Here is a 26,022-nt window from a genome sequence, read left to right as displayed (position 1 = left end):
TATTTTTATTCGATCTGATAATAATAAAATATTAATCGATGATAATTAAGATTTAACCTAGGCTCAAAAAAAATTAATAATTCCTTGAGTTGAATAGTGTCTTAACATTTTGTATTAATATAGAAGGATGACAATTATTTAATAATCAGGTATGGAGTACAAACAACTAGGGGAAAGCGACCTACGGGTTTCAGAAATCTGCTTGGGAACCATGACCTATGGTCAGCAGAACACTATAGACGATGCGAGAGAGCAACTGGACTACGCGATTTCCCAAGGGGTGAACTTTATTGACACCGCAGAAATGTATCCTGTACCGGGACGGGCGGAAACGCAGGGGAAGACAGAAGAGTATATTGGCGAGTGGTTAGTTAAGCAACAGCGCGATCAGCTAATTGTGGCGACTAAAATTGCGGGTCCCACATCTCGGATGAGTTGGATTCGGGGAGAAAACCACCGGATTGATCGCCCGAATATCGAGCAGGCGTTAGAAGATAGTCTTAATCGCCTGCGTACTGATTATATTGACCTATACCAAATTCATTGGCCCGATCGCTATGTTCCCTTGTTTGGCGCCCCCGATTACGATCCCAAGCATGAACGGGACACCGTACCCATTGCTGAACAACTGGAGGTATTCGCTGATTTCATCAAAGCTGGGAAAATTCGCTATTTGGGGTTGAGTAATGAAACCCCTTGGGGAGTGTGTGAGTTTTGCCATGTTGCCAAGCAGCTAGGATTACCGAAAGTGGTGTCAATTCAAAACGCCTACAGCTTGGTTAACCGCATCTTTGATATTCACTTGGCGGAAGCCTGTCGATTTAATCAGGTGGGGTTACTCGCCTATAGTCCCTTAGCCTTTGGCTTGCTGACGGGTAAATATCTCAACGGTATCCCAGAAAAGTCACGGCTAGCCCTATTTCAAGGATTTGGGGGGCGGTATGAGAAATTCAATCTAACCGAAGCGGTGAAGGAGTATGTGAACATTGCCCATAAGCATAACCTGACACCCGCCCAGTTAGCCTTGGCATTTGTGCGATCGCGTTGGTTTGTTACCAGTACGATTATCGGTGCAACCACCATCGAACAACTCAAGGAAAATTTGAGTGCGGCTGAGGTGACATTGGATCAGGATATCTTGGCAGAAATTAATGCTGTTCACGCCCGGTATCCGAATCCGACGCCCTGAGGGTGTGGGGGAGATGGGAGCAATGTAGAGACGTAGCATGCTACGTCTGGGAGCTGGGGAAGCTGGGGGAGATGAGGACAGTCATGGTAGAAACGTACCATGGTGTATCTGTGTGTAGGGGCGGGTTTAGGGACTAATATTGATGGTTTTCCTTAGCTTGGCTGCAAAACCCGCCCTGACCAAATGACAAATGACATAAGACGAATGACAAATAACCAAAGTTCCCTTTTACATTTGTTGCAACTAGCGAGTCCCGCTTTACCTGTCGGTGCTTATGGCTATTCAGAAGGATTAGAAATTCTTGTAGAAAGGGGGCTAATTAATAATCCACAACAATTGAAAGCGTGGATCGACCAAGAATTGAGCTATGGGGCGATTCGCTTAGAAGCTGCGATTATGGTACGCGCCTATGAGAGTCTCCAGGCTGAAGATTTAGAGGCATTGAAGTATTGGAATGCTTGGGCGAGTGCGGCAAAGGAAACCTCAGAGTTGCGATCGCAAAGCTGGCAAATGGGCAATTCCCTGATCCGCTTACTCGTCGAATTAGAACCGGAACTTCAGTCTGTGGCGGGGAGAGTGGGAACCCCCTGTAATTATGCGATCGCCTTTGGGATTGCCGCCGCTTATTGGCAAATTCCCCGGATGGCGGCTTTAGTGGGCTATTTACACAGTTGGGCATCCAATTTGATTAATGCTGGTGTAAAATTAATTCCCTTGGGTCAAACCGTTGGACAACAACTGCTACTCGAACTTGCTCCACAGCTATCTGTTGTGAGTCAAGAGATCGTGGTTCTAGACCAGAGGGAACAGTTACACAGTTGCACCTGGGGATTAGCCCTCTCGAGTATGGCTCACGAAACCCAATATACACGCTTGTTTCGCAGTTAGTGGGATTATGTATTGCTGTGAGTTGTTTATCTGATAGTTATATGCTACCTTAAAAGTTTTTCAATTTTGAGGAAGCTATGACCCAACGAACGCAGATCAATCTTCGCATAGACAACGAATTACTCCAAGCGCTACGCGAAAAATGTGCCGCTGAAGGCTGTACGCAGACGGAGTTTATTACCAATGCGATCAAATCGTCATTAGGTATCCCGATTACCCAAGCCAATCTGATTGAGATCGATGAAAGAATTGCTGCCCATATTCAACCCATTCGAGAAGAGTTAGATCAGTTGAGGGCAGCGTTGGGGGAATTCGCCGCCTGAGGGTGGAAGATGAAACTCTCAGGCAACAGGTTCCACCATTATCCAACTTGGAGGCAATTCGCGATCGCATCCTTGGCAACTTGAATATCGGTAGAAATGCACTCGCCTACAAAGCTGCCCAGAAAGTCCTCGATGAGTTTATTGGCGAATTGTACAGAAAATAAGTGATCACCAAAAGCGGCAACTGGTATAGTTCCTTTGTTCATGGTTGATCAACCTTGAACAATCAACGATGAACCATTTAGCTTTTTTGGTGCTTCGCGAGTATCATGTCTCTTGCGTCTGGTAATATCCCACGTTTTTTAGCGTGGGATATATTTTTTTTATTCTTTTTGCTTTTATATAATTACGCTATACACTTGCTATATATTCAGCCAAAACCTGATAATCAAAAATACTTAATATCTAGGAAGAAAGATTAATCATGTCAGGGAAATTACGGATGGATTGGGTAATAAACCTCCCCATACCTAAGCCAAATGGCTTAGGGAAATTTCCCTAAAATATAGAGCTGATTAGCCGCTGAAACGCCTATGGTTAAGAGGTTAATAGCTTGCCTTTCTGCAATAGAGCTATACGCAGTAAACTTACGCCATTATGCTGAGGCAATTAGCAGCACGATCAGCCGACAATAAGAAGATGTAATGACTTAAACCAGAAAAGGTGAACAAACCTTTACAAAAACTTTATGCTCACTTTACTGAATTGCTAGTGACATCCTCTACCATAAAAATAGAGTAAGTCTGAATGAGTTGTGAAATAGCAATCCTTGCTGGGCAAACGTTCCAGCCTCATCTGTTAAAAATCAATTATTAAGACTGGTGATAGTGAGTGTAAGCAACTTTCTCGAAACGTCTACGTAGAATTACCCAAGATACAACAAAACCTGAACTATCCTACAGCAGTGCATCTCCACAACGTCTAAGTGAGGGGCTGGCTCACGTCCATCGGTGACAGCGAAAACTGATCTAGTCTGGATAATTGACCAAATTCTGTAATATTAACGGCAAGCGCTGGATTTAAATGCCAACCCGACGAACCCAGTTGTTTATGCCGCTCTCCAAACAAGACTGTATGGAATGGTCCGAGTTGATTATCCCAGTCTGATGGTATTAGCACGACTCAGTGCAGTCTGTTCCTCCGTTCCCAACTTGGTTAGTTGCTTTCGTCATCCCTAATCACTTTCATGCTGTATTCCCAGGAGTTCAAGCTAAATTTATGACCAATCAATTCGAGCGAGCCATTGGATATTCACAAAACTGGACTGAATTTCTTAGCACTGGCGCATTTCCCTTTACCCCTTGTCCAATCGCCAATACTGAACATCTAGTGACCCAACTTTTCTCCTGCGCGAGTGAGAAATTTACAGGCTGCTTAGATATTGAAGTTCCTCAACACCAACATTGGAGTTTATATTTTTCCCAAGGTTTAATCTGTGGTGGAAGTGGCATACATCCCCGTCGCAGTTGGTTGCGCCAGCTTTATCGCTACTGTCCCCAACTGATGAAGGATAGGACTGCCAATCATTCCCAGCCGTTCCCTAGTGACAATTATGATGCCTTAGCGAAATTAGTAACGCAGGGAAAAATAGGTCAAGGGCAAATGACAGAAGTTGTCGAAAGCTATATTCTGGAAATCTTCTTTGATCTGATTCAACACCTGGAACAGCTATCTCCTGCCTCAAACTGGCAACTCAGTTATAGTCAAATTCCTCAAAACCAGATGGATTCAGCCTTAGTCACCATCGATGTTGATGAAATGTGGAGGCAAGCGTTAAAACTGTGGCGAAGTTGGCAAAGCGCCAATTTAACCGACATTTCTCCTAATTTAGCGCCTCAGGCATTAAACCCGGAGGAATTGCAACAACAGTTTTCCCAGATGCTCTATGATAACCTGAGTGGTTTGGCAGGTATGAATCAGATGTTTAAAGCGTTGCAAGGTGAAACTTCTCAAGTGACATCAGATAACCTGATTGCGGCGATGGATGGCAATCAAACATTACGGGACTTAGCTGTTCATTTGAATCGGAATCTTGTACTTCTGACTCAGCCGATCATGCCCTATATTCGTCAAGGGTTAGTTGAACTGAATCAGGTTGAGGATGTGAGTTTCAGTGCTGCACCCCTGATGAAGCGAGAATCTTCATCAGCCGAAACTCCTGCCACTCCAGTACAATCGAAATCGAAAAGTCCCTTAATTGCCTGTATCGAGGATAGCTCATTTGATTTAGTGCTGATGAATCATATTCTCACTCAAGCAGGTTATCAGTTTATCAATATTGAGGATCAGGAAAAAGCATTATCAATATTGATAGAACATAAACCTGACCTGATTTTCTTAGATTTGGTCATGCCGATTGCTAATGGGTATGAAATCTGCTCCCAAATTCGTCGGGTTCCTTTTTTCAAATCTACCCCGGTGATTATTGTAACGGGTAAGGATGGGATTATTGACCGGACACGGGCAAAAATTGTCGGCGCGTCAGATTTTATCACCAAGCCGATTAACAAAGATAAAATGCTCCAAGCATTACAAACCTATTTTCCCCAGTCTCCGGTTAACCAGTTTCAGGATAAATCAATGTTTGCTGATTGGTCTATCCAACCGCCGATTCAATACTCTCTGATGTAAGTAGGGGTTGCTGAATAAGTATTGTGGTGAGGTGAGAGAATAGGGAATTGTTTTCCGATGACTTTAATTAAACCCTAAATTATTGGGCATGATTAAAGCGGTGAATTGATTTGCATTTGAATTAAGCATGTCCTAATTTTTTGGAGCATCCCGTTTTGGACAAAGCATTTACTAAAGCAACGCAATTGTAAAGGTTTCAGCCCCATTCAAAGAGCCAACGTGCCAAATGGGGATGCTCCCTAATTTTTAGAATAAAAGGCATAAAACAAACGATAATTGTTTGTTGTATTTTTCGTTTTTAGCAAAATAAAATCAGGTGATTTTATTACTATAATAGGCTTTAATGTTGACAGGGATAGCTTATTATAAGCTACAATTGAGTCAGCCATTTATATTGCTAGTGTATCATGAAGCACCTAATCAACCGACTATAGTGAACTCCAGCTCGAGAAACGATTATTTTTTGATTTCATTGCAAGAAAAAGTCATCTATTTCTATATGCCGATGACTGACTATAAGATCTGACTTAATGAGACCCATCATAAACAAAAATGCTTGCTCCTTTATCTGTTCGTTCAACTCATTGGCCCATAACGAAACATGATGTTGTTTTTACTACAGAAGAACTGCTCAAACGTATTCAATGTTGTGCAAGTCAGCAATTCACGGGTCAGTTAGATTTCAACATAACTAATCCTCAACAACAGCAGTGGAAGCTATTTTTTAGTGTTGGCAGTTTGATTGGTTGTGACAGTAAGGTACATCCGGTGCGTCGTTGGCTTCGTCAGCTATCATTACACTGTCCGGCGATAGCGGTTAATGCTGTGACTCAAGATGGAGAAATGATTCGCTATCAAGATTATGAGTCATTAGCCAAACAAGTGAAAAAAGGACAAATCCCCCTGGGACAAATGGCGGCACTTGTTGAAGGTCACGTCAGTGAAGTTCTTTTTGATATTATTCAAGCCGGTGAAAAACAAAACTATCATTCGGGGATTTATCTAAGCTACCGGGTCATTCCTCAAGATTCCATCGATTTAGGGTGGGTTGTGGTACGGGCGGAGCGCGTATGGCAGCAAGTTTTTCAGGATTGGCAAGCTTGGCAACAAGCGGGTTTAGCTGACATTTCACCGAATCTTGCGCCCAAAATTTTGCAGGCGGATCAGTTACGTCAGCAAACCTCACCTTCTGCTTATCGGAATCTAACAGCCTTTGCTGACGGGACACAAACGCTTCGAGATTTAGCGGTTAAGTTAAAACAAAGTCCTCTGCCTCTAACTCACTCAATTGCGCCCTATATTCGGAAAAATTTAATTGGATTAATTGAGGTTGAGGACTTAAAGGCGTCTATTTTACCTCGTAAGGTTGTTGAATCTCAAGCTCAGGAAAATGGCAAAACTTCATCGTCTAAGCCTTCTCGCCCGTCATCCTCCTCTAAGTCAGGAAATACGGTAATTGCCTACATTGATGATAGTCGAATTGACACTCAAATGATGGGTTATATTGTAGAGGAAGCGGGTTATAAGTTTGTTTCGATCCAGGATTCCGTGCAAGCCCTAGTTAAGCTTTTGGAAAATAAGCCGGATCTGATATTCCTGGATTTGGTGATGCCTGTCGCTAATGGCTATGAAATTTGCTCTCAAATTCGCCGTGTTTCGGTTTTTCAGGATATCCCTGTGATTATTCTGACCGGAAATGATGGCATTGTAGACCGGGTGCGTGCCAAGATGGTCGGGGCTTCGGGTTTTTTGCCGAAGCCGATTACTCAACAAAAAGTATTGAGTACTTTGCAGAAGTATTTACCGACCAAATCTGTACCGATGAGTAATTGAATATTGTTCAGTATTTATGGCTGAACCAAAAACTGCAAAGGTTGTGTATCACAAACATTGGATTAACTATGACAACTGTTCTTTTAGTGGAAGATAGTGTAACCGAAACCCAGGTGCTAACTCGTTATTTAAGACAAGCCGGATTTAACGTGATTAGTGTGACAAGTGGAGAGGAAGCGCATAGAAAACTTCAAGCTCAAAAACCTGATTTAGTGATTCTCGATGTTATTTTACCGGGTCAAAGTGGCTTTGAACTTTGCCGCGAGATTAAAACCAACATCGACACGAAAAAAATCCCTGTGGTCATTTGTTCGACCAAAGGAACGGAAGCTGACAAATTATGGGGGTCAATGCTGGGTGCTGATGCCTATATGTCTAAACCCGTAGACCAACAGGAATTAATGAAAATCATTAATAAATTTACGTTGGTTTAGCGGTTCCCTGTTCCCTGTTCCCTGTTCCCTGTTCCCGAAAAAATGACAAATTCACTTGACTCAATCCTCTTAACCACGAGTCTTGATTCACTCACCCTTAAACCTTCACCCCCTCAAACACAGCGGCGGTTACTTCGCTTTCCTCTGAGTTACCAAGATAGTGCCCTATTGCCCTTGGAACAAATTGGGGAAGTACTACGGGTGAATGTAACAGACATTCTGCCTGTTCCGGAAATGCCCGGTTGTGTTTTAGGGATCTGCAACTGGCGTGGCGATATGCTTTGGTTGGTTGATCTGAGCCAGTTGTTGGGCTATTTATCGTTAGACCAACAAGGGCAATTAGCTGATGTTTTGGTGGTTTTAGTGGTGCAGGTGAATGAGCAATCGATCGGACTTGTTGTTTCCCAAGTTAATGACATCGAATACCACAATTTACAACATTTGCAGCCTGCTGTTCCGGGTGTATTTCCACCTAAACTGTTGCCGTTTATTCTGGGTTCCCTCCCTGAAGATCAGGGCATCGTTTTGAATATTAATGCCATTAGCCATTATCCCCTTTGGCAAATGCATCGTGAGTGAAGAAAATGCTAGGGGCTAATTGAAAATTTAGCCAGGGCGGGTTTAGTTCAATTAGGGGTTTTCTCCTAAACCTTATAGGTAAAACCCGCCCCTACACACTCACACGCCATACCCTCTTTCCCAAGTGGAGGGTCAACATTTTCCCGATCGCAGACGCAGATCGCGGACCTATTAGGACTAGACACATCGAATTATGCAAGAACTCGAACAATCCAAACAAGTACTCAACCCGGATGTTGAGAATGATTCCGCTCAGACTGTTAGTAATGGCGATCGCATGACGGATGAGTCTCAGCCGGAGATGACAACCATTGAGACTTATTTTCAGGAACAACGGAAGTGGTTATTTACGGTGGCTCAACGGATGCGTCGTGCATCCACGATTGAAACTGTTGATACGCTGCTAGAAACCACTGTGGCTGAAGTGCGGGAGCATTTCCAGGTTGATCGGGTTCTGATTTATCAATTTCAGACGGAAACCGAGGGCGTGGTTCGCGCTGAATCTATGGTTGCGGGGTATACTCCCTGTGTGGGTGAATCCTTACCCGCGTTAACCTTTGGCGCCAACAGTCAAATCGAGTATCAGCAGCAACAGGTTGTCACCCTGAGTCATCTGTATCAAGGCGTAACCAGTCCCTATCAACTGCAACTGCTGAAACGGTTTCAAGTCAAAGCCAGCTTAAGTTTACCGATTCTGTTCAGTAAACAAGTCTGGGGGTTACTAATTATTCAGCAATGTTCCGCAACCCGCACCTTCCAAGACTCCGAGATTAACCTGCTGTATCAGGTGACAACGGAACTGGCGCTTAACCTACAACCGGGAGAACTATTTAGTCAACTCCGCAGCCAAAACAAAAATACCAAAGTTGTCGGTCAAGTCGCGGCGAAAATTCTCAAGAACATCTTGCGATCGCTGAATATTCCCCAAGTCTTTAGTAACGCCACCCGGGAAATCCGTCAACAACTAGAGTGCGATCGCGTGGCGGTGTATCGGTTTAATCAAGATTGGAGTGGGGAATTTATCGCCGAATCCGTTGCTCCCGGCTGGGTTCCCTTAGTCGGTCCGGATATCCAAAAAGTTTGGGAGGATACCTATCTCCAAGAAACCCGAGGCGGACGTTATCGTAACGAAGAAACCAATGGCGTGAATAACATTTACGCGGCTGGGTTGACGGATTGTCACATCGATCTGTTGGAACAATTTGAGGCAAAAGCGTATGCGATCGCGCCGATTTTTGAGGGAGACAAACTCTGGGGATTACTCGCCGCCTTCCAAAACTCCGGTCCGCGTCAATGGGACGCCTCAGAACTGAATATATTGGCATTAGTCGGGCGTCAGTTTGGTGTCGCGCTTCAGCAAGCCGAATATTTGGACAGTTTACAAGCGCGAACTGGACAATTAGCAAAAGCGGCGGAACGGGAACGCACCATCGCCCGGGTGATCGAGAAAATTCGTCAAACCACAGACTTAGAAACGATTTTCCAAACCACCACCAAAGAAGTGCGTAAACTGCTGAATATTGAGCGCGTCACCATCTATAAATTCCGCGACGATTATTTCGGTGATTTTGTCAGTGAATCCCAAAGCGGAGGATTTTCTCCAATTGTGGGCAGTGGTTGGGAAGATCCCTATCTCAACGACCATCGAGGCGGACGGTTCCTCGACAATGAAGCCTTGGTTGTGGATGATATTTACACCGCCAATCTCACCGATTGCCACGTCGAGGCGTTAGAAAACTATGGCGTTAAATCCTGCGCCGTTGTCTCGATTTTCCAAGGGCAAAAACTGTGGGGATTACTCAGTGCCTTTCAAAACACCAGTACCCGTCATTGGGAAGACGGCGAAGTCCAATTACTCAAACAAATTGCCAACCAACTCGGTGTCGCCTTACAACAAAGCGAATATGTGCATCAGATTCAGGTTAAATCGGAACAACAGGCGAAAGAGGCGGAACGCGAACGGGCGTTAGCCAAAGTCGTGGATAAGATTCGTCAACCCTTCGACATTGACAAGATGTTTGAAACCACTACTCAGGAGGTGCGGCGACTGCTGAATGCGGAACGGGTAACGATTTATAAGTTCCGGGATGACTATTTCGGCGACTTTATCTGTGAATCCGAGTCGGGCGGATTTCCCAAGTTAGTTGGGAGTGGTTGGGAAGATCCCTATCTGAATGAACACCACGGAGGATGTTTCCGAGACAATGAACCCTTCGTTGTGGATGATATTTACCATGCGGATCTCACTGATTGTCATATCGAGGCTCTAGAATACTATCAAGTCAAAGCCTGTGCGGTGGTGTCTATCTTCCAAGACGACAAGCTGTGGGGATTACTCAGTGCCTTTCAAAACACCAGTACACGCCACTGGGAAGACGGTGAAGTCCGACTGCTCAAACAAGTGGCGTCTCAACTGGGGGTGGCGCTGCAACAAGCCGATTATTTGCAGCAATTGCAAGCCAAATCGGAGCAACTGGTGAAAACCGCCGACTTGGAACGAGTCACGGCTCAAATTATCAGCAAAATTAGCCAATCTCAAGAGATTGATCAGATTTTCCAGTCAGCTTGTGGGGAACTACAAACCTTTTTGGGGGCTGATCGCGTGGGGATTTATCGCTTTGACCCCGAATCTGGGTATGATCAGGGAGAAATGGTGGCTGAACGGGTTGTCGCTGGTTTCCCCTCTGCCCTGTCGATAACAGTTGACGACCACTGTTTTGGCGAAAAATATGCCGAAATCTATCGCAAGGGACGGGTTTGGGCAGTGGCGGATATTGATCACGCCAATTTAGCCCCCTGTTATATTGATACCCTTTCCAAATTCCAAGTGCGAGCCAATTTGGTCGCCCCCGTTATGCAAGGGATCGAATTGTGGGGATTACTCTGTATTCACCAGTGCAGTGGTCCACGCAAGTGGAATAACCAAGAGACCGAATTTGTCAAGCAGGTGGCGTATCAATTGTCCATCGCCCTGAAACAATCCCAGTACCTGCACCAGTTACAAGACCAATCCACGCAACTCGCAACGATTGCCCAAACCCAGGAAACGGTATCCAGTGTCCTGAGTAAGTTGAGCTATGGCGAGGATATCGCCACCATCTACAATACATCCACTCGTGAACTGCGGAAACTACTCAAGTGCGATCGCACGGCGGTTTATCAGTTTGAACCGGATTGGAGTGGCGTGTTTGTAGCGGAGTCGGTGGCGACGGGTTGGACACCCTTAGTCGGTCCGGATATCCGCACCGTTTGGGAAGACACCTATTTACAGGAAACCCAAGGGGGGCGGTATCGGAATCGGGAAAGCTTTGCGGTGGATGATATCCATACCGTGGGTCACTCCGATTGTCACGTTGAAATCTTAGAACAGTTTGAGGTCAAAGCTTACGCCCTCGCCCCGATTTTCGTCGCTGATGAGTTATGGGGAATCCTCTGTGCTTATCAAAATAGCGGATCGCGCCATTGGACGAGTACCGAAATCACCGCATTGACCCAAGTCGCTCAAGGCGTAGGAACGGCATTACAACGCCTCTACTACTTGGAACAGGTGCAACAGCAGTCAGATCAATTCGCCCAGTTAGCGAAACGGGAAAGTAACTTTATCAATCTGCTGTATAAAACCGGACAACGGATTGCCGAACGCTTACAGAAAGGAACCTTAAACCCAGAGATTCTGTTGCAGGCGACGAGTCAGGAATTGCGACTTCTGCTGAATGCGGATCGGGTGGCGGTGTATCGCTTTAATTCTGATTGGAGTGGGCAATTTGTGCTTGAAGATGTCGGGGGTTCCTACGTCAAGGTTGTGGGGTCGCAACTGGCAAAGGTGAGTGACCCGGTGTTGCAACAAAGCGAGGGCGGTGTGTATCGCCAAAATCAGACTACGGCGGTGAATGACATTAGCCAAGCCACGGAGTTGACGTTTAACCGGGAAATGTTGCAGCAGTGGGGAACTAAAGCGTACATGATCGCCCCGCTATTCCAAGGGGAACAACTGTGGGGATTGCTAGGAGTGTATCAAAACAGTGAACCCCGCACCTGGGAAGAGGGCGAGGTTAAACTCTTGGCGCAGATGGCGACTCAGTTAGGAATTGCTCTCCAGCAAGCGCAATCCTTGGAACAAGTGCAGGAACAGTCGCAGCAACTGATGGAGGCGGCGCAACGGGAGAAAGCGGCGAAGGAAGAATTACAACAGGGGGTGATTCAACTGCTAATGGCGGTACGTCCGGCGTTACAAGGGGATCTGACGGTACGAGCGCCGATTACCGAAGATGAAGTGGGAACGGTGGCGGATGCCTATAACAATACCCTGCAAAGTCTGCGGGCGATCGTCCAACAGGTGCAGCAATCCTCTCGCCAAGTCGCACAAACCTCCCAAGCCAGTGAAACCGCGATCGCCGGATTAGCGCAACAAGCCCAACGTCAATTCCTGGCGCTGGAACAAACCCTGGAACAGATTCAGGTGATGGTGAATTCTACCGAAGCAGTGGGGGCTAGCGCTCAACAGGTGGAAGAAGCGGTGCAACAGGCGAACCAAACGGTTCAAGCCGGGGATGAGGCGATGAACCGCACGGTGGATGGGATTATGGATATCCGGGAAACCGTGGCGGAAACCAGTAAGCGGCTGAAGCGTTTGAGTGAATCGACGCAGAAGGTGTCGCGAGTGGTGAATTTGATTAGTAATTTTACGACTCAAACCCAGTTGTTGGCGTTGAATGCGTCAATTGAAGCCACCCGCGCGGGTGAGTATGGACGAGGATTCGTTGTGGTTGCGGATGAGGTGCGTTCTCTGGCGCGTCAATCGGCGGAAGCGACGACGGAGATTGCTCAATTGGTGCAGGAAATCCAGATGGGTACGGCTGAGGTGTCATCGGTTATGGAAACGGGGATTCAGCAGGTGGCGTCGGGTACAAACCAGGTGAATGAAGCGCGGGAGTATCTGTATGCGATCGTGGAAGCGACGAGTCAGATTAGTCAGGTGGTAGCGGGAATTACCCAAGCGACTCAAGTTCAGAGTCAGGAGTTGCACTCTGTTACCCGAACGATGACTCAGGTGGCGACGATTGCGAATCAAACGGCGGAAAATTCGATGGAGATGTCTTCATCGTTCCAAGGTTTGTTGACGATGGCGCAAAATCTGCAAATGAGTGCGGATCAGTTCAAGGTTGAATAGTCTGTCATTTGTCCTTTGTCATTGGTCATTTGTCCTTTGTCATTGATGCTGTAGGGGCGGGTTTCACAACTATCGTTTTTTCTCGCACCTGGGTGTGAGTAAACCCGCCCCTAAACCCAACCATTTAGTCAGGGCGGGTTTTGTACAAAGGTTATCATCACAAAATTCAACCATTTAGTCAGGGCGGGTTTTGTACCAAGGTTATCCGCAATAGCGAAAAGCAAGTTCCTAAACCCGCCCCTACAAACCAGAATTATTGAACCTAGCGTTGGGTCAAAATTCAACCATTTAGTCAGGGCGGGTTTTGTACAAAGGTTATCCGCAATAGCGAAAAGCAAGTCCCTAAACCCGCCCCTACAAACCAGAATTCTTGAGCCTAGCGTTGGATCAAAATTCAACCATTTAGTCAGGGCGGGTTTTGTACCAAGGTTATCCGCAATAGCGAAAAGCAAGTCCCTAAACCCGCCCCTACAAACCAGAATTATTGAGCCTAGCGTTGGGTCAAAATTCAACACTTAGTCAGGGCGGGTTTTGTACAAAGGTTATCCGCAATAGCCAAGCTAAATCCCTAAACCCGCCCCTACAAACCAGAATTATTGAACCTAGCGTTGAGTCAAAATTCAACCATTTAGTCAGGGCGGGTTTTGTACCAGCGTTATCAGTAATAGCGAAAAGCAAGTCCCTAAACCCGCCCCTACATCCCTCACAATCCAACAGTTTTCCCATGAACGATCCAAATATTCGTGAACAAAGTTACCAATATTTTCTGGAAGAAGCGCCGGAACTTATGGGTATTATTGAACAAGAATTACTCGATTTACGGGCTAATTTTAGTGTTAATAAAGTTCATCACTTAATGCGAACCACTCACACCCTCAAAGGGGCGGCGGCGAGTGTGGAGTTGGACACCATTAAAACGGTGGCTCACTCGTTGGAGGATATTTTTAAAACTCTGTTTAATCCCGATGTCGTGATTGATGCGGAGGTGGAGGCGTTACTGTTTGAAGGGTATGAATGTCTGCGCTTACCTCTCACGGCGGAAGTGATGGGGGGAAAGATTAATGAGGCGGAAGTTCTCGATCGCACGGCGGCGGTGTTTGCTAAGTTGCAGGAAAAGCTGGGTGATTGTTTTGAACAACAAGCCAATATTCCCAGTTCGTTGGAGTTAGGATTTGATGTCACCCAATCTATTTTTGAGGTGGGGGTAAGTCAGCGGTTAGAGGAAATTACCGAGGCTTTGGCGAGTAATAATCCGTCTGTGATGGCGGACACCTTGCGATCGCAGGCGGAGGTGTTGCTGGGTGTGGCGGAATCGATGAATTTACCGGGATTTGCGGCGATTGCCAGTAGTGCGATCGCGGCGTTGGAGAATTATCCAGATCAGGCTCAAATGATTACTCAGATCGCCCTAGCTGATTTGCAAGCGGGACAAAAGGCGGTGTTGAATGGCGATCGCACTCAAGGGGGTCAACCCTCTCAATCCCTGCAAGAATTGGCGGGGATGCTGGATGCTATTCCCGATCATGCGCCGCTGGAAGCCGCACCACCGCAGGTGTGGGAAGGGGATCTGAGTGATCCAGAGGTTAGTGCAGATGCGGCGGATTCAGCTTACCCCAATGAGGAGTTTTTGGAACGTCCGATCACGGATTCGGCAGATTTTCAACTGGAGGCGACGGATTTGACGCCTTTACTGGATATCGATATCAATGAGTATGAGGAGGAGAGTGTATCCGAAGCGGAGACAGAAGGGGTTGAGGAACCCGATTCGGCTGACTTATTGGATAGTGTTTGGGGAAATATCTCGGTTTCCGAATCAACAACGGAGGAGGATATTCAGGTAGAATCTGAATCGGAATCCGAAGAAGTGTTTCCCGTCTTCAAGACTCCAGCCAATAATTTTCAGGACTCAATCCCAGAATCGATACCGACTCCTCCAGTAGACGCGGAAGAACCGTTAACGAATTATGTTTTACCTTCGCCACGGGGACAACAAGAATCTGTTCCGGAAACGCAGCCGCAAACGGTGCGGGTGAATATTGATCATTTAGAACATTTAAATTATGCCGTTGGGGAACTCTTAACCTACCAAAATCGCCAATCCCTCCAGGATGAGCAATTGCAATCAGCGGTTCGTTTAGTATTAAGTCGGCTGCAACAGCATCAACAACTCTTGGATGAATTGCAAGATTGGCATGACCGTCAATTGCATCGATCGCGACAAAAACGGATGAATCTCAGGGGGAAAAGGCGTCGAGACTGGATCAACGAAAACCCATCATTAGCTTGGCAAACTCCCCAGACGACAATCCCGAATCAATTTGACCCGTTAGAACTGGATAGTTATAACCAACCGCAGCTTTTAATCCAGTCGCTGATGGATGATACCGCCCAACTCACGGAAGCAACGGAGTCGATTGAAGTTTTTGCCAGTCAATTTAATCAAACCTTTGACAAACAACGGCGACTGCTAACCAGTATCCGTGACACATTGATGGAGGCGCGACTGTTACCGTTAGGTACTTTATTTAGACGGTTTCCGCGAGTGTTACAACAGTTAGAAGTCACCCACAATAAATCTGTGGAACTCTACATGGATGGGACAGAGGTATTAGTGGATAAAGTGGTGGTGCAGAAACTTTATGACCCCTTACTGCACCTGATCCGAAATGCCTTTGATCATGGGATTGAGTCGCCAGAGGTTCGCCAAGAATCCGGCAAAACTCGTCAGGGTACTATTGCCATTGATGCCTATCACCAGAATCGATATTTGGTGATTGAAGTTCGGGATGATGGGCAAGGGTTAAACTTTGAGAAGATTCGCCAACGGGCGGTGGAACAGCGCTTAATCGACGCCGAAAAAGCCAGACAGTTAACACCCGCCCAACTCGCTGAGTTTCTGTTTGAACCCGGCTTTTCCACGGCTTCCGGGTTAAGTGATTTATCCGGGCGGGGAATTGGCATGGATGTGGTGCGTTCTCAGGTGGAATCCCTGCAAGGGTCAGTGACGGTATATTCTCAACCGTACTATGGAACGACCTTTCGGCTGCAAATCCCCCTAAATCTGACCATCGCCAAGCTACTGTTGATGGAGGCGGGAGGTCAAACTTATGCTTTACTCTCAGATGCGATCGAACAAATCATTATCCCGCCACCGGAACGACTGCGCTGCTGGGATGAGGGGAAAGTGCTGCGATGGGGTACTGGCAAGGATGAGCAACTGATCCCGATTTTTTCCTTGGCAGAGGTGTTAGATTACCATATTCCTCAACCGAAAACCTTAGTATTGTCCTCTCAACGCCCGTTAGTTGAGCAAACTCCGAAAATGTCGGTAATTTTAATCCGGTGTCAGAATCGGCTATTAGGCTTGGAAGTCAACCAGCTTGTCGGGGAACAGGAATTAGTGATTCGTCCCCTAGGATCGATGATTGCACCTCCAGATTACGTGTATGGCGGCTGTATTCTGGCAGATGGTGGGTTAGCCCTGGTGCTAGATGGAACAACATTAATGCAGTCGATTGCTGATCAGCAGACGGCAAAATCCTCGCCAGAGTTTACCGCTGATTTTCAATCCTCAATGGTGGCTTTAACGGGTTCCACCTCCGTTGCATCCGATCAACCCCAGCGACAATTATCTCCCTCCCGCCCAGCGGCGTTACCTGCTGCACCTGAACCGCCACCCCCTACCCCAACCCCCAGGCGATCGCCCCAACTGGTGCTGATTGTCGATGATTCGATTACCGTGCGCCAAAGCTTAACCTTTACCTTACAAAAGGCAGGCTATCAGATTCTCCAGGCAAAGGATGGGTATGAAGCCATTGAACAACTGCAAAATCAGGGGGAAATTCAATTAGTTATTTGTGACATTGAAATGCCGCGCATGAACGGATTTGAGTTTCTTAAATACCGCCAACAGGAGCCAGCATTAGCGAATATTCCTGTTGTCATTTTAACCTCTCGCAGTAGCGAAAAACACCGTTTAATTGCGACTGAGTTAGGGGCGAATGATTATATCACCAAGCCATTTCTCGAACCTCAGTTGTTAGAAACCGTGCAGCAATTCATCAATACTTAGATGGTTAGAACGTTCTGAAATTTTCTACCTAGAGAGAGATAAACGTGCTGCTGTCTTTTGCATTCTGTCCTTTATTAACCAATGAACCATGACCCCTGACACCCAAAAATATATCGTCTTTAAGATTAGCGACTCTCTGATGTCATTGCCCATGGATAACGTGTTAAAGGTGCTAAACACACCATCCAATGAGACTGGTTGGAATGCCATGGGATTACTGCAAATTGGAGATTATACAATTCGGATTGTCGATTTACATCAACAGTTAAATCCTGACCATGACACCGATTCAACCAACTTGCAATCCTTTTTAGTCATTACCAACCCCATAGAAGGCGATCTCTTTGGCATTATCGTCGATGAACCCCCCAATTTAATTGAATTAAATCCTGACCTCATTCGTAAGTTACCTAAATATAACCGTCGCTTACCGATGGTAAGTCATGCGGCGGTTCTCCAGGAGAATGAGCAGAAAACTACAATTTTTATGTTAGATTTATATGAATTATTTAATCCAGTTGGATAAGCTTTGTCATTTGTCCTGCGTCTTATGTCCTTTGTAAGAACCGTAGGGTGCGTTAGGCGTAATCACTCCTATTTATTGTCCTTTTCATGGGAATGTCGCCGTAACGCACCATGATTCGAGTCAAGGCAAAGAAAGAACCGTATAACCGTAGGGTGCGTTAGGCGTAATCACTCCTATTTGTTATCCTTTTCATGGGAATGTCGCCGTAACGCACCATTATTCGAGTCAAGGCAAAGAAAGAACCGTAGGGTGCGTTAGGCGTAATCACTCCTATTTATTATCCTTTTCATGGAAATGTCGCCGTAACGCACCATGATTCGGGTCAAGGCAAAAAAGGGCTAAATGCCCTTACTACAAACGGCGCGATCGCACTCCTCACGACTGATGAAACAGTTAGCGTAACGCTCGCCCATCTGTTCCTTTTTCGATACGTTGAACAAACGGCGAAGTCCGATCATGTTCTACCTCAATGACAGCTAAAATTCCTTCCTCAACAGGGACAGCACGCCACAGGGGAAAATAAGGTTCAATCTCAGGAAAATTACCGATACGGTCTGTCAACCACTGGTACATTTCCCGTGAGGGTACAATAAGCAAGCCTCCAACAATGCCTATAGGCTACAAAAGCCCAACCTCAGTCTGATTGACATAACGGAGAAAACTTGGCTCATGTCTGTTACCCATCCATTGTTTCAAGCCATCGGTATCAAGTCCGATGATTCAGTCGCGATTAAGCAATTAGCGTCTAAAACAGGTATTTCTGTTGAACGACTTAGATACTACGATAAAAATAGAATTTTGCCCTCAGAGATAGAGTTAGAAAAAATTCATTTGGTGACAAATATTCCGCCCCTAAAACTTAAGTTTTTAATGGGTTATCTGGATCGGAAAACCATTGCCGCCATACAGGATAAGGCTGAAGAAATTTATGAACTTATTAAATCTGATCGTCCATCATTGCCTGCTGATACAACGACGCCAAGATTAATGCTCGAAACTGATTATGGACAGTTATATCAGGGAGATTGCCTAGACTTGATGCGCGACATGGAAGCAGAAACGGTTGATTTAGTTTTTGCCGATCCCCCTTTTAATCTCAGTAAAAACTATCCTTCAGGCATAGATGATAATTTAAACGAGTCGGATTATTTAGAGTGGTGTGAAGCTTGGCTAACTGAATGCATTCGCATCTTAAAGCCTGCGGGTAGTTTATTTCTCTGGAATCTGCCTAAGTGGAATAGTCACTTATCTGGATTTCTGAATAACCGCCTGACATTTAGGCACTGGATATCGGTTGATATTAAATACAGATTTCCTATTGCTGGACGGTTATATCCTTCCCATTATTCACTCCTTTACTATTGTAAAGGGGAAAAGCCAAAAACTTTTCATCCGGATCGGCTTCCGCTAGAGATATGCTCAAACTGTTATCAGGAGTTGCGCGATTACGGAGGCTATAAACATAAAATGAATCCTAGAGGTGTCAATCTAACCGATGTCTGGTATGATATTCCACCTGTTAGACACAAGCGTTATAAGCAGCGAGAAGGAGCGAATGAACTTTCTATTAAACTGATCGATCGGATTATTGAAATGGCATCTGATCAAGGAGATATTGTTTTTGATCCCTTTGGTGGTGCAGGGACAACTTATGTCGTCGCAGAGATGAAACATCGCCATTGGCTTGGTATTGAGATTGGTTCTGTCGATGATATTTTAAGCCGTTTCCAGAAACTTGATCAGGAACGTGACTATTTACAACAAATTCGAGAGGGTTATAATTGCCTGTTTACTAACAAAACAGTGAAGGTAAGGAGGGAGAAGGGACTCTGGACTTCGGAATCGGTGAGAGAAAAAGCCCAGATGTGTGGAAAAACCCAAGGGAAGCGGAATCAGAAAGCCTTAGCTATTCAAACTGAACTGGATTTCTCAGGAATTAATAATCAGTCAAAGTGAATGGGAATTGCCCAAGTAAGCGATCACACATTTTGTAGTGGCGTGGCACAGCTAAAATTGTGGGATAGATTTGACGGTTAAACCGGGCGCAAGTCCTTGCGCCCCTACAATTCTAATCCACCAATTAAAAACCGTAGAACTGTAGGGTGCGTTAGGCGTAATCACTCATATTTGTTATCCTTCTAATAGAAATGTCGCCGTAACGCACCATGATTCGGGTAAAGGCAAAGCTAGATCAGGGCACGATAATATCGTGTCCCTACAAACGGCGCGATCGCACTCACAAAAATGTGAATTATTCTGAGCCAAGGATCAACAATCTTTCTGGAAAATCTACGACAAGTCGTTTAAGTTGGAGCCAATAACTCTCTGCATCTTGGTTATTACTGGCTCACCAACCCGTAAATCCTGTATCCAGAATTGCTTGAATTGGAATACTATCACCATCAACGGCAATTAAACCAATTTCAAAAATCAACTCTCCCTTACTGTTAAATTCGCCTGAAATCATATCCTGCCGCAAGTTTCCGTCTGATTAATACGCATAATGAGACGTTTAGAATTAGGATGGTTTTCACGAGCTTTTTTTCGAGCAACGGTTTCATCTGGATCAATAAAATAATCTCCGCTTTCTGGCTCTATGACAATAAACCAATCGTAGTAATTTTTGATTAGTTCAGGTTGAACTCGGTCAAAAACAACACGACAATTTCGATAAAATATTTCATTTTCTGCGCGACGTTTTGCTTTCTCTTCTGGCGAGAGACGACGTTCAGGAAATACTCGTCCTTTACGGACGCGATTAGACGATAACTGACTCATATTGGGTTCTACTTGTCTAAGATAAAAATAAGGATAATTTTTCTGTTTCGTTGAATATATTATCATTTTAGGATTCGCGATCGCATCAAACGAACGCTACCACGAGTCAGACTCACCAGTCGGGGCGCTAGATCAGGGCACGATAATATCGTGCCCCTACCGGATCAATTCGCGTAGGGGCATGGCATTGCCATGCCCTATTAATTAGGTGGACAGTTAAACGTTACCGGACAGCCATTGTCAAACTCTCGATCAGGATAACCAAATAGATAGAGTGGATCACGGGATTGAATCGCCCCATCCAAATACACACAAGGCGGATTGGCATCAATAGGAAGCGTCACCCGCAACAGAGCTAAATCATAAGGATCAGGAAGCGATTCCTCCACCACCGCCTGTGACCAATTCTGCTGCATCTGCCAGCGTACCTGAATCGATTCACCCTTCGCCCCTTTGACCACATGAGCGCAGGTGAGAATCCATTCTGGAGCGACAAAAAAGCCTGTTCCCCAACCTCCGGGAAGGGAAAGCTTAACTGTGCATTGTTGCAGCAGACTCTCGACGCGACTCAGGGTTTACGGTTTAGGCTGGGCTTCCCATACCAAATTTTACCGTCGCCTTCTTGGGTCTAGCTTTTTTCAGGGGTGCGGCGACCATCTGTACTACCCCCTCGATCGCATCAGCAACAGGCTGAAACTGCTTGGCGTCAAAGCTGACATCTTCTCGCCCCGTGGTTGTCACCTCAAAGAAAGCGATCGCCCCATTGGGAAGTTCAACGGGAACGGTGTCACTGCGGGATTCGGCAAAGGTCATTTCATCTGTCTCCTCAATTGAGTTCTTACAATCTAAAGTGAACGGTTGAGATTAGGGAACACCTCGGCTTACCTCGGCTTCGCTCGGTAACACGCTCGGTGTATAACAGGGAACAGTAAAGAATGTCCTACTAATGGTACTGACTTAAGGCTGCACCCTACGGAATATCAAGGGTTTGGGCGAGCTAAAATTGCTTAGCTCAGTGCTATTCGTCTTTGTACTTCTATGGTTAATTTTAATCTTTTCCTTCCCCATTTCTCCAATCCTTCAAACTAAGGTATAGGTCGAGACGGTGGCACTTGCAGCTCAGATGAAGCCGTCAGCGTTTGGTATAAGCGCTCCGATAAGATGCGGTTGGCTTCCTCGGTCAAATGAATGGCATCCCAAAACGCCCGATCAGAAAAATCGTTATAAATATCGTAGAAGTTCAGCGTTTTCACATTTTCGGGATACCAACTTTGAAGCTGATCCAGTGATTTAGCTAAAGCAACATAGCCATCTTGGATTCGTGTCTGATAATCTGCTCCTAATTCAACCAAAATTTCCTGCTCTCTGAGTGAAATCTGTTGATTACCCCCACGACCCGTAATTTCGGGTTGTACGGCGATAATTAAAGGAACAGATGCCCCAGTTGCCAAGCGAATCATTTGCTTGTGGCGATCGCGATAACGGGTAACTCGTTCTTGCAGTTCCTCTGAGTTAGCAGGAAGATAGTTGGCTAGGTGGGTTGTACCATTCAACGCCGCTAAACTCAGGCGACTCACCGAGGGTTGGGGACGTATGATCCAGTATTGAGTGGCTTTCACCAGATAGGTGTTCGTCACCACAGAAGTTAACTCTTGGGAGAGGTGCGTCCAAAAATGTCCAGAGGCATCACTGAGAAAGGTTTCAATATGAGGAATATCCGTTGCCATGCGATCGCTCGGTAGGAGCAAGTCCATGTATCCATCCAAAACCATAATCGCATCTGGTTGATAGGACAAAATCTGCAACGCTAACTGAGCCAATTCATTCCCTGATGCATACCCCGGTACAGCCGCATTAATCACCCGATATTGACCATCTTTAATCTTAGGCGGTAATGCCAACGCCTGTTCTAAATCCGGTTTATAGAAGGGCAAATCTGTCGGTCGATATTTCTCCGGAGAACGCTTCTGTTGAGCAACCCGTTCATTCAGACGCGCTTCCAGTTGAGCCGCAATGGTGGCTTGATTACTGGGATTCCATTGACCAAATGCTGTTGATCCTCCCAGCAAAAAAATCCGAAATTCATTGTTGGGTTTGTCTAGGGGAACAGGTTCAGTGTCGCGGAATCCTTGGGGATTAATCTGCCAAAAATTGCTGGTTTGCTCGCCTTCAAGCTCATACCCTACAGCGAGACTCCGGTGGGCGGCGAGTCGCCCCTGTTCGGATAACCCCTCGTAAGGCTGGTCATTTTCATTCAAAAACTTGAGGCGATAAACATTCACGATCGCTGGTTCACCCTCGTAAGCAGCTAACTCAGAGGTTTTGCCCAAAACACCAACCAACAGCCGAGTGGACAATTCTAGGAGAATTAAGATAATCGGAATCGCTAAAATAATCGCGAGTAATGGGAAGGGGCGGCGGCGCTTACGGTAGGTGCGACGGCGGCGCGACTTGAACATCAAATACTTTCCTCAAATCATCACAGAATCGGGCGGCTGCGTTGCTAAACTTAACACGGATGGGGTCATCAGACTGACATTAAAATGGCAGGGTTACATCTGAGCGTGGGTTAAAATCCATAGTTGTACAGAACTATCCATTATACCTATGCCCTGCAAGCTACTCTTTGTCTGCCTTGGTAATATTTGCCGTTCTCCCTCCGCCGAGAACATTATGAATTACTTAATTGAACAAGCGGGATTACAGGAGAGTATTGTCTGTGACTCAGCGGGGACGGGTGATTATCATATTGGTTCTCCTCCCGATGAACGCATGACTCTCGCCGCCAGCCAACGGGGAATCATCCTCAAAGGGAAAGCCCGACAGTTTCAAATCCCTGACTTTGAAGCGTTCGACCTAATTTTGGCGATGGATCGGGAGAATTTACGCGAGATTCTGTTTCTAGATGCGACGGGGAAGTATCGGGATAAAGTGCGATTAATGTGTGATTTTGCCACTCGCCATCGGATACGAGACGTTCCTGATCCCTATTATGGGGGTTCAGAGGGATTTAACCAAGTGATTGATTTACTCCTCGATGCTTGCGAGGGATTATTGGAGTATGTGATTAAAACCTATTCCCTACCCGCCAAAGGCAAAGTTCAATGAGCTTTTTTGAGAAACTCAATCATGCGATCGCCCAAAATCAAAGTTTACTGGTTGTCGGACTCGATCCTAACCCGGAAATGATGCCCAAGCGTTACGCCACTGGAGAATATTCCGGTGATCTGATCGATGGGTTAAGGGATTGGCTACACTGGATTATCCAGCAAACAGCGGATTTAGTCTGCGCCTATAAGCCCACATTTGGCTTTTACAAAGCGTTGGGCGCACCGGGACTCAACTTATTAGAACAGACACTCGCGGCGATTCCGGACTCCATCCCGATTATTTTAGATGCCAAACATGGTGATTTAAACACTAGCACCGTCTTTGCCGAAACCATTTTTACGCGATCGCGGGTGGATGCGGTTACGCTGAGTCCTTATTCTGGACAAGACCACATTGCCCCCTTTTTAATTTATCCCGGTAAAGCCGTCTTTATTCTCTGCTGCACCTCCAATCCGGCGGCTGTTGCTATCCAGCAGTATCCCCAACCCCAAACACCCCTTTATCTGCAAGTCGTGAAGGAAGCCAAAACCTGGGGCGCACCCGAAGATTTAGCCCTAGAAGTTGGCACAACCTCACCAGACATATTGGCAAAGATTCGGTCAATTGCCCCAGAACGCTTAATTTTAGCCCGCAGTATTTGGGCGGAAGGAGGGGCTGAACTCAATCAAATTTTAGCGGCTGGGTTAAATACCAATGGTGAGGGATTATTAATTCCCGTTCCCCAGGATATGTTAGCCACAGAAGAACCCGCCGCCGCCATCCAACCCCTGCGAGAGAAGATTAATCAAGCAAGAGGGAAAAAGATTCAACAGGGTTCGGCTTGTGAGTTATGGACGCCCGATGTTTGTTTTCTCGAAAGACATCCCCATCAGGATTTAATTCTGCAACTTTATGACATTGAGTGCATTCTATTTGGCGAATTTGTCCAATCATCTGGAGCCGTTTTTCCCTACTATATTGATTTGCGGAAAGTTATCTCCAATCCCCAACTATTTCATCAAATGCTGAGTGCTTATGCCGAGATTCTGCAAAATTTAACCTTTGACCGAATTGCCGGGATTCCCTATGGGTCATTACCCACCGCCACCGGGTTATCCCTGCGCCTGAATCACCCGATGATTTTCCCCCGCAAGGAAGTGAAAGCCCATGGAACGCGACGGGTGATTGAGGGTCACTTTGAGCCAGGGGAAACGGTAGTAGTTGTGGATGATATTTTGATTAGCGGTAAGAGTGTGATGGAAGGGGCGGCAAAGTTGGAGTCAGGGGGATTAAACGTGCAGGATATTGTCGTATTTATTGATCACGAAGGCGGGGTAAAAGATAGATTGAGAGATAATGGTTATCAGGCACATTCCGTGTTAACAATTTCAGAAATTACCCAAACCCTGTATCAAGCAGGACGAATTACTCCGGAACAATTCCAAGCATTTAACCACAGTATTCAATAAGTGAACCTCCCACGCCTTAATTTAAGTTCGTTCGTAGTTGCGCTTTAGCGCCATAAACGCTTTACGGCTGACGACCAAGGTTTCTATAACAATCTCTGCATCCTCACCGAAATCTATCGCAGAAACCCGGTTTCTTGCCCCCACCCACATCTCAGAGAGGAAAGCAGTTCATCGCTTGGCTTCCCACGGATTAACCAAATCAATTCCACAATCCAAAAAGTCGCGTATGTTGCGGGTCGCTAATGTTGCCTAGTGAACTCGGCAAATGGCTGCAATTTGTGCATCAAATTGTGAGATGGGGCGACCGATTTGTTTACGGTAAGCTGCTATTTGGGAATAAAGTTCAGCGGCTTTTTGATCGAATGCTAAAATTCGCTCTGCCAAGTAATCCTCAAAGACGATCAATGCTCCGTCGAGCAATTTCTGTCGTCGTTGTCCTTCTGGGAGAATTTGAATACCGTACAGAATTTCGGCTTGGGTAATGCTGGTTGTGTACAGTGATGCACCGTTTTGGCTAGCTAACCATTCGCGGATAACGCTCGAACCCCTCGGCTGAATGAGTTCCGAAATCACATTGGTGTCGAGAAGAATTTTCATGGTTCGCCAAACAGGGTTTCGTCCACTCGGATGGGTTCTCGTGGCTCGATGGGAATTTCGTTGGGTTCGATCTGGCTGAAGTGTCGCTCAAAGACTGCGATGAGCCACTGACCTTCGTTTTCAAAGTTTTCGGGTTGGAGTTCTGGGGCGGGTGTGTGGGAGGTTGGGTGCAGTTCGCGATCGAGAAGCTCGAACAGTTTTTGCTTGTCGGTAGGGTTGAGTTGATAAATGGCTGGCAAGAGTTCATTGAGTGTCATGTCTGGCTCCTGTTGTGTTGTATCTACTATTTTGCCTTCTGGAAACATCAGGAGTGCGATCGCCAAGCATTGGGTTGAATTGTTCCTCAAACGTTATTAGTGCTTCCCCGGTAAATGTGGCTAACGCTTTCCCCGTCGCCAAGTGCCACAGTTCCAGCGTCTGATCATCAGAAGCGGAAGCAGCCT

Annotated in this window: 20 protein-coding genes and 1 pseudogene; 14 read left to right on the top strand and 7 right to left on the bottom strand. The window is 46.0% G+C overall.

The features are described 5' to 3' along the window. The first annotated feature begins 151 nt into the window (after positions 1 to 151). The 11 genes from RIE73_RS27195 (at position 152) to RIE73_RS27145 (ending at position 17,645) form a co-directional block, all read left to right on the top strand. A complete protein-coding gene (locus tag RIE73_RS27195) occupies positions 152 to 1,189 on the top strand; it encodes an NADP(H)-dependent aldo-keto reductase (RefSeq protein ID WP_446404141.1) in 1,038 nt (345 codons plus the stop codon). Positions 1,190 to 1,393: 204 nt separating this feature from the next. Continuing rightward, positions 1,394 to 2,077 (top strand): urease accessory protein UreF, encoded by a 684-nt coding sequence (locus RIE73_RS27190; protein WP_446404140.1) that lies wholly within the window; start codon positions 1,394 to 1,396, stop codon positions 2,075 to 2,077. Between the two features lie 77 nt (positions 2,078 to 2,154). After that, positions 2,155 to 2,400, top strand: a complete 246-nt coding sequence (locus tag RIE73_RS27185) for a hypothetical protein (RefSeq protein WP_006104453.1) — start codon at positions 2,155 to 2,157, stop codon at positions 2,398 to 2,400. A gap of 2 nt (positions 2,401 to 2,402) precedes the next feature. Next, on the top strand, positions 2,403 to 2,564 hold the full coding sequence (locus tag RIE73_RS27180) for a hypothetical protein (protein WP_446404139.1): 162 nt from the start codon (positions 2,403 to 2,405) through the stop codon (positions 2,562 to 2,564). Between the two features lie 1,054 nt (positions 2,565 to 3,618). After that, on the top strand, positions 3,619 to 5,031 hold the full coding sequence (locus tag RIE73_RS27175) for a response regulator (protein WP_446404138.1): 1,413 nt from the start codon (positions 3,619 to 3,621) through the stop codon (positions 5,029 to 5,031). Positions 5,032 to 5,583: 552 nt separating this feature from the next. Then, entirely contained in the window at positions 5,584 to 6,864 is a 1,281-nt protein-coding gene (locus tag RIE73_RS27170; RefSeq protein ID WP_446404137.1) for a response regulator, read from the top strand. A gap of 68 nt (positions 6,865 to 6,932) precedes the next feature. Next, positions 6,933 to 7,298 carry a response regulator transcription factor gene (locus RIE73_RS27165; RefSeq protein WP_446388182.1) on the top strand — a complete coding sequence of 122 codons (366 nt, stop codon included), beginning with the start codon at positions 6,933 to 6,935 and terminating at the stop codon, positions 7,296 to 7,298. A gap of 42 nt (positions 7,299 to 7,340) precedes the next feature. Continuing rightward, positions 7,341 to 7,877, top strand: coding sequence for a chemotaxis protein CheW (locus RIE73_RS27160; RefSeq protein WP_446404136.1), 537 nt, complete (start codon positions 7,341 to 7,343; stop codon positions 7,875 to 7,877). Between the two features lie 193 nt (positions 7,878 to 8,070). Then, a complete protein-coding gene (locus RIE73_RS27155; protein WP_446404135.1) occupies positions 8,071 to 13,047 on the top strand; it encodes a GAF domain-containing protein in 4,977 nt (1,658 codons plus the stop codon). A gap of 724 nt (positions 13,048 to 13,771) precedes the next feature. Next, positions 13,772 to 17,119, top strand: coding sequence for a response regulator (locus tag RIE73_RS27150; protein ID WP_446404134.1), 3,348 nt, complete (start codon positions 13,772 to 13,774; stop codon positions 17,117 to 17,119). Between the two features lie 88 nt (positions 17,120 to 17,207). Next, positions 17,208 to 17,645: a chemotaxis protein CheW gene (locus RIE73_RS27145; protein WP_446404133.1), complete on the top strand. Its 438-nt coding sequence runs from the start codon at positions 17,208 to 17,210 to the stop codon at positions 17,643 to 17,645. A gap of 393 nt (positions 17,646 to 18,038) precedes the next feature. On the opposite strand, the gene RIE73_RS27140 is transcribed toward RIE73_RS27145, so the two are convergent. Next, positions 18,039 to 18,242, bottom strand: coding sequence for a hypothetical protein (locus RIE73_RS27140; protein ID WP_446404132.1), 204 nt, complete (start codon positions 18,240 to 18,242; stop codon positions 18,039 to 18,041). 72 nt (positions 18,243 to 18,314) lie between these two features. Between RIE73_RS27140 and RIE73_RS27135 the strand changes: the two genes are divergently transcribed. Next, positions 18,315 to 19,601, top strand: a complete 1,287-nt coding sequence (locus RIE73_RS27135; RefSeq protein WP_446404131.1) for a DNA methyltransferase — start codon at positions 18,315 to 18,317, stop codon at positions 19,599 to 19,601. Positions 19,602 to 20,108: 507 nt separating this feature from the next. Here RIE73_RS27135 and RIE73_RS27130 read toward each other — a convergent pair. From RIE73_RS27130 to RIE73_RS27115, 4 genes are all read right to left on the bottom strand, one after another. After that, on the bottom strand, positions 20,109 to 20,423 hold the full coding sequence (locus tag RIE73_RS27130) for a hypothetical protein (RefSeq protein WP_446404130.1): 315 nt from the start codon (positions 20,421 to 20,423) through the stop codon (positions 20,109 to 20,111). Between the two features lie 200 nt (positions 20,424 to 20,623). After that, complete coding sequence (locus RIE73_RS27125; RefSeq protein ID WP_446404214.1) at positions 20,624 to 20,974, bottom strand: S1 family peptidase; 351 nt, start codon at positions 20,972 to 20,974, stop codon at positions 20,624 to 20,626. Positions 20,975 to 21,005: 31 nt separating this feature from the next. Next, on the bottom strand, positions 21,006 to 21,236 hold the full coding sequence (locus RIE73_RS27120; RefSeq protein ID WP_446404129.1) for a CU044_2847 family protein: 231 nt from the start codon (positions 21,234 to 21,236) through the stop codon (positions 21,006 to 21,008). Positions 21,237 to 21,508: 272 nt separating this feature from the next. Then, a complete protein-coding gene (locus RIE73_RS27115) occupies positions 21,509 to 22,882 on the bottom strand; it encodes an SGNH/GDSL hydrolase family protein (RefSeq protein ID WP_446404128.1) in 1,374 nt (457 codons plus the stop codon). Positions 22,883 to 23,030: 148 nt separating this feature from the next. On the opposite strand from RIE73_RS27115, the gene RIE73_RS27110 reads away from it, so the two are divergent. After that, a complete protein-coding gene (locus RIE73_RS27110; protein WP_446404127.1) occupies positions 23,031 to 23,531 on the top strand; it encodes a low molecular weight protein-tyrosine-phosphatase in 501 nt (166 codons plus the stop codon). Next, the gene (locus tag RIE73_RS27105) at positions 23,528 to 24,982 is read left to right on the top strand and encodes a bifunctional orotidine-5'-phosphate decarboxylase/orotate phosphoribosyltransferase (RefSeq protein ID WP_446404126.1); all 1,455 of its coding nucleotides are present in this window, start codon (positions 23,528 to 23,530) and stop codon (positions 24,980 to 24,982) included. Before RIE73_RS27110 ends, RIE73_RS27105 begins: the two co-directional genes overlap by 4 nt. A gap of 168 nt (positions 24,983 to 25,150) precedes the next feature. Here the strand turns inward: RIE73_RS27105 and RIE73_RS27100 are convergent. Continuing rightward, positions 25,151 to 25,579: pseudogene (locus RIE73_RS27100) on the bottom strand (PIN domain-containing protein). Further along, positions 25,576 to 25,926, bottom strand: coding sequence for a hypothetical protein (locus RIE73_RS27095; RefSeq protein WP_446404125.1), 351 nt, complete (start codon positions 25,924 to 25,926; stop codon positions 25,576 to 25,578). Before RIE73_RS27095 ends, RIE73_RS27100 begins: the two are co-directional and overlap by 4 nt. Positions 25,927 to 26,022 lie beyond the last annotated feature (96 nt).

It is taken from the genome of Coleofasciculus sp. C1-SOL-03 (genome assembly GCF_040220555.1).
Lineage (GTDB): Bacteria > Cyanobacteriota > Cyanobacteriia > Cyanobacteriales > Coleofasciculaceae > Coleofasciculus.
This window is presented reverse-complemented; position numbering and strand designations above follow the sequence as displayed.

Bases quoted from the DNA above. Each gene is read 5' to 3' on its own strand.
- RIE73_RS27135 (WP_446404131.1), top strand. From the start codon at position 18,315: ATGTCTGTTACCCATCCATTGTTTCAAGCCATCGGTATCAAGTCCGAT.
- RIE73_RS27145 (WP_446404133.1), top strand. From the start codon at position 17,208: ATGACCCCTGACACCCAAAAATATATCGTCTTTAAGATTAGCGACTCT.
- RIE73_RS27115 (WP_446404128.1), bottom strand. From the start codon at position 22,882: ATGTTCAAGTCGCGCCGCCGTCGCACCTACCGTAAGCGCCGCCGCCCC.
- RIE73_RS27185 (WP_006104453.1), top strand. From the start codon at position 2,155: ATGACCCAACGAACGCAGATCAATCTTCGCATAGACAACGAATTACTC.
- RIE73_RS27150 (WP_446404134.1), top strand. From the start codon at position 13,772: ATGAACGATCCAAATATTCGTGAACAAAGTTACCAATATTTTCTGGAA.
- RIE73_RS27130 (WP_446404130.1), bottom strand. From the start codon at position 20,423: ATGAGTCAGTTATCGTCTAATCGCGTCCGTAAAGGACGAGTATTTCCT.
- RIE73_RS27160 (WP_446404136.1), top strand. From the start codon at position 7,341: ATGACAAATTCACTTGACTCAATCCTCTTAACCACGAGTCTTGATTCA.
- RIE73_RS27155 (WP_446404135.1), top strand. From the start codon at position 8,071: ATGCAAGAACTCGAACAATCCAAACAAGTACTCAACCCGGATGTTGAG.
- RIE73_RS27175 (WP_446404138.1), top strand. From the start codon at position 3,619: ATGACCAATCAATTCGAGCGAGCCATTGGATATTCACAAAACTGGACT.
- RIE73_RS27105 (WP_446404126.1), top strand. From the start codon at position 23,528: ATGAGCTTTTTTGAGAAACTCAATCATGCGATCGCCCAAAATCAAAGT.
- RIE73_RS27165 (WP_446388182.1), top strand. From the start codon at position 6,933: ATGACAACTGTTCTTTTAGTGGAAGATAGTGTAACCGAAACCCAGGTG.
- RIE73_RS27120 (WP_446404129.1), bottom strand. From the start codon at position 21,236: ATGACCTTTGCCGAATCCCGCAGTGACACCGTTCCCGTTGAACTTCCC.
- RIE73_RS27195 (WP_446404141.1), top strand. From the start codon at position 152: ATGGAGTACAAACAACTAGGGGAAAGCGACCTACGGGTTTCAGAAATC.
- RIE73_RS27190 (WP_446404140.1), top strand. From the start codon at position 1,394: ATGACAAATAACCAAAGTTCCCTTTTACATTTGTTGCAACTAGCGAGT.
- RIE73_RS27110 (WP_446404127.1), top strand. From the start codon at position 23,031: ATGCCCTGCAAGCTACTCTTTGTCTGCCTTGGTAATATTTGCCGTTCT.
- RIE73_RS27170 (WP_446404137.1), top strand. From the start codon at position 5,584: ATGCTTGCTCCTTTATCTGTTCGTTCAACTCATTGGCCCATAACGAAA.